Here is a 3,502-nt window from a genome sequence, read left to right on the forward strand (position 1 = left end):
TCCCATGGAACGGGACGCGCGACAGGTTTTTGGGACAGAATGGGACATTGTGTCCTATGGGGGCATTCAGAGTGTGTCGGGTGTCCGACACGGCGGAAAAAGGGGGGGGACGATTCATGACGGCTGCTCTGGAGGGGTTGCAACAAGAGGTGCGCATTTTACGCGGAATGTTGCAGGGGTTGCTGGCGACGGTGGAGGAGGCGGTTTTCACGGTGGATGCCGACCTGGTCATTCGGGAGGCCAACGCGGGCATGGAGCGCATCTGTCACTGGCCGCCGGGCATGGCGGGACAGCGGCTCGACGCCCTGGAAGCGCCGTGTGCGCCGCGTCTGGCCCGATTGCTGGAACAGGCCATGGCGGAACATACGGTGATCGAGGAGGTGGAGCTGGTTTGCCCGGATGCCGCGCCGCCGGGGCAGGGGTTGCGGGTGCGCTTGGGGGTTTTTCCGCTTTACGACGGCCAGGGCAAATCGGCGGGTGCGGCGGCGGTGATCCGGGAACGCAGCGGGGTGAGCGAGTGTCAGCCGGAGCGTCCCACCTATTTTCACCGTCTGGTGGGCGGTGCGGAGGTGATGCAGGAGGTTTATCAACTGATACGGGATCTCTCCCGCACCGACACCACGGTGTTGATTTCGGGGGAGTCGGGCACCGGCAAGGAGCTGGTGGCGGAGGCGCTGCACCGGGAGAGCGACCGGCAGCACGGCCCGATGGTCAAGGTGAACTGTTCGGCGCTGTCGGAGACCATTCTGGAATCGGAGCTGTTCGGTCATGTGAAGGGGGCCTTCACCGGTGCGGTGCGGGATCGGGCGGGGCGCTTCGAGCTGGCGGACGGGGGCACCATCTTTCTGGACGAGATCGGCGACATCAGTCCGGCCATGCAGACGCGGCTGCTGCGGGCCATTCAGGAGCGGGAGATCGAGCGGGTGGGGGATGCCAGGCCGATTCGGGTGGATGTACGCATCGTGGCGGCCACCAACAAGAATCTGCGGGAAGAGGTGGAGAAGGGCACCTTTCGGGAGGATCTCTATTTCCGGCTCAACGTGGTGGAGATTCCCATGCCGCCGTTGCGGGAGCGACTGGGGGATCTGGAGTTGCTGGTGGCTCACTTCGTGGCCAAGTTCAACACCAAGTATCAGCGTTCCATCGGCGGGGTGGCCCCCCAGGTGATGGATATTTTCCAGCATCATCCCTGGCCGGGCAACGTGCGGGAGTTGGAGAACGTGCTGGAACACGCCTTCGTGATCTGTCGGGTGCCGCTGATCCGGGTCAAGCATCTGCCGAAGAGTTTGCTGCTGGGGCGGCCCTGCGCCGATCCGGCGGTGATTCCGCCGGCGGTGACCTCCTCTCCGGCGGGCAGCGAGAAGGAGTCGATCCTGCGGGCCCTGGAAGCGGCCCACTGGCACAAGAAACAGGCGGCCAAACTGCTGGGAGTGGCCCGCTCGACCTTTTATCGCAAGCTGGAGAAGCTGGGGATTCAGTAGGAACAGGGCCGGTTGCGAAACGCTGCCGATACGGCGATTATTATTTTTGTGCAACTCTTCCGAATCCGGCAATAGTATACGCGGCATCCCCTGGATGGGGTTTGGGGGGTGATTCCCCCAAGCCTGGTATACTTGACGAGATCCTTATGATTTACAGCGTAAACCGTGCCAGCGACTGATCGAGGTTTTGGGAAATCTGGGTCAGGTCCCTGGCCCCGTTTTCCAGCGAGACGCTCGACTCCTGCACGCCGGTGGCCGTCTGTTTGACTCTGCCCATGTGTTGTGCCACCCCTTCGGAAGCCTCGGACACCTCGCGCACGTTGAGGGTGATGCCATCCATTCCTTGAGCCGCTTCCAGCAGATTTCGGGTAATGCGCTCCATGCCTCTGGAAGCTTCCGCCACGTTGTGGTTGATCTCGGTAATTCCCAGAGTGAGTTCCTGTACGCGGCGGAAGACCTCATCGATGCCTTTGCTGGCCTCCCCCACCTGTGAAGTCACCTGACGGGTTTCATCTCCGACGTCGTTGAGAGATTGGCTGATCCTCGCCAGGGATTGGTCCTGTTCCTCGATGGAGGACAGGATGTCGAGATTGGAATCGCGCAGACGTTGAATGGTTTCCACCACAAGATGGACGGCGGAATCGACGTTGTGGGAAAAGGAGCGGACCTTGTCGATTTGATTAGAAATATTTTGTGTGGCGCTGCCGGTTTGCCGGGCCAGTTCCTTGACCTCGTTGGCCACCACGGCGAAACCCTTTCCGGAATCGCCCGCGCCCGCCGCCTCAATGGCGGCGTTGAGAGCCAACATATTGGTTTGTTCCGCGATATCGTTGATCAGGACCACGACCTCGTCGATCTCCCGCACGGCCCGAACCAGATCCTCCAGGGTCTGCAGGGACTCCTGGGCCTTGCTGCTGGCATGACTGGCCTCCTGGGCGGCGGCTTTGCTGCGATGACGCACTTTGCCAAGGGAGTCGCTGATCTTTTCCGCGGTGTTTGCCACGGTGGACAGGTTGCCGCTGGAACGTAGCGAGGCCTCCAGCACGTTTTGCAGACTGGTGTTGGCCTCCTCTCCGGCAGCGGCGACCGTGGTGAGGTTTGCCGTGGCCTGTTCCGCTGCGGCGGAGATGGTGCGCATGCCCTCGTTCATTTCTGCGGCGGCATCGGAGATGGTTTGCACGTTACCACCCGTCTGCTCCGCCGAGGAGGAGATGCTGTGCATGTTACGACTCATCTCGTCGGTCAGTCGGGACATCTGCACCGCCTGCCCCTGAAGCGTGCCGGAGGAGTCCGACAGACTCCTGGCCGACTCGGAAAGAGAGACCGAACGCTCTTGCAAACGTCGGGCGCTATCGCGGATGCCCAGAAACATCTGCCGCAGATTTACGGTCATGGTATGCATGGCTGCGGCCAGAATGGCCACCTCGTTGCCCTGACTGCCGGTCGCGACGGCATCCCCGCCGCCGCTCAAATCCCCTGCGGCAATGCGCAACACCAGGGACTGAAGCGACTTCAGCGGCTTGACAATGGAGTTCACCAGCAGCAGAGATAAGCCGATGACCAGCGTAACCGCCAGAAAGCCCATCAACACCATTATCAGGGTGCGTTGCCAGGTGATTTCGCCGGCTGATATTTCCAGGCTTGCGTTTTCCATTGTGGCCTGTTTGACCAGTTCGTCGATGGCCTGTCGATGCTTCAGGTAGCTGTCCCGCAGCGGTCCCTGGATCAGTTGCGTGGCTTTGGTGCGTTCCGAACCCAGAATTGCCGGAAAATACGCCTTATTGGCCATTTCGAAAAATTCCAGGGCGGGTCGATGCACTTCCTCATTCAGAAGTGTCCGGATACGTCCCCCCTGGTGGTGGTTCAACCAGTGGTCATGACGGTTGCGGTACTCCTCCTGCAACTGGATGAAACGCTTTTGCTGCTGCCGGATGGTATCGGCGCGGGTTTCGGGGAGGGTTTCCAGTAGGACGAGGTAGGACTCCAGGATATAGAGCGGGGGTGGCAGGATATCGGCCAGC

The 3,502-nt window shown here is 61.1% G+C and carries 2 protein-coding genes; one reads left to right on the forward strand and one right to left on the reverse strand.

Annotated elements, in window-relative coordinates; translation table 11 throughout:
* Nucleotides 1-116: 116 nt before the first annotated feature.
* Entirely contained in the window at nucleotides 117-1,481 is a 1,365-nt protein-coding gene (locus HQL56_18890) for a sigma 54-interacting transcriptional regulator (protein MBF0311583.1), read from the forward strand.
* A gap of 151 nt (nucleotides 1,482-1,632) precedes the next feature.
* Here HQL56_18890 and HQL56_18895 read toward each other — a convergent pair.
* Nucleotides 1,633-3,502, reverse strand: a 1,870-nt coding sequence (locus HQL56_18895; GenBank protein ID MBF0311584.1) for a HAMP domain-containing protein, incomplete at its 5' end; no start/stop codon positions are given.

This window comes from Magnetococcales bacterium (assembly GCA_015231925.1).
GTDB lineage: Bacteria > Pseudomonadota > Magnetococcia > Magnetococcales > JADGAQ01 > JADGAQ01.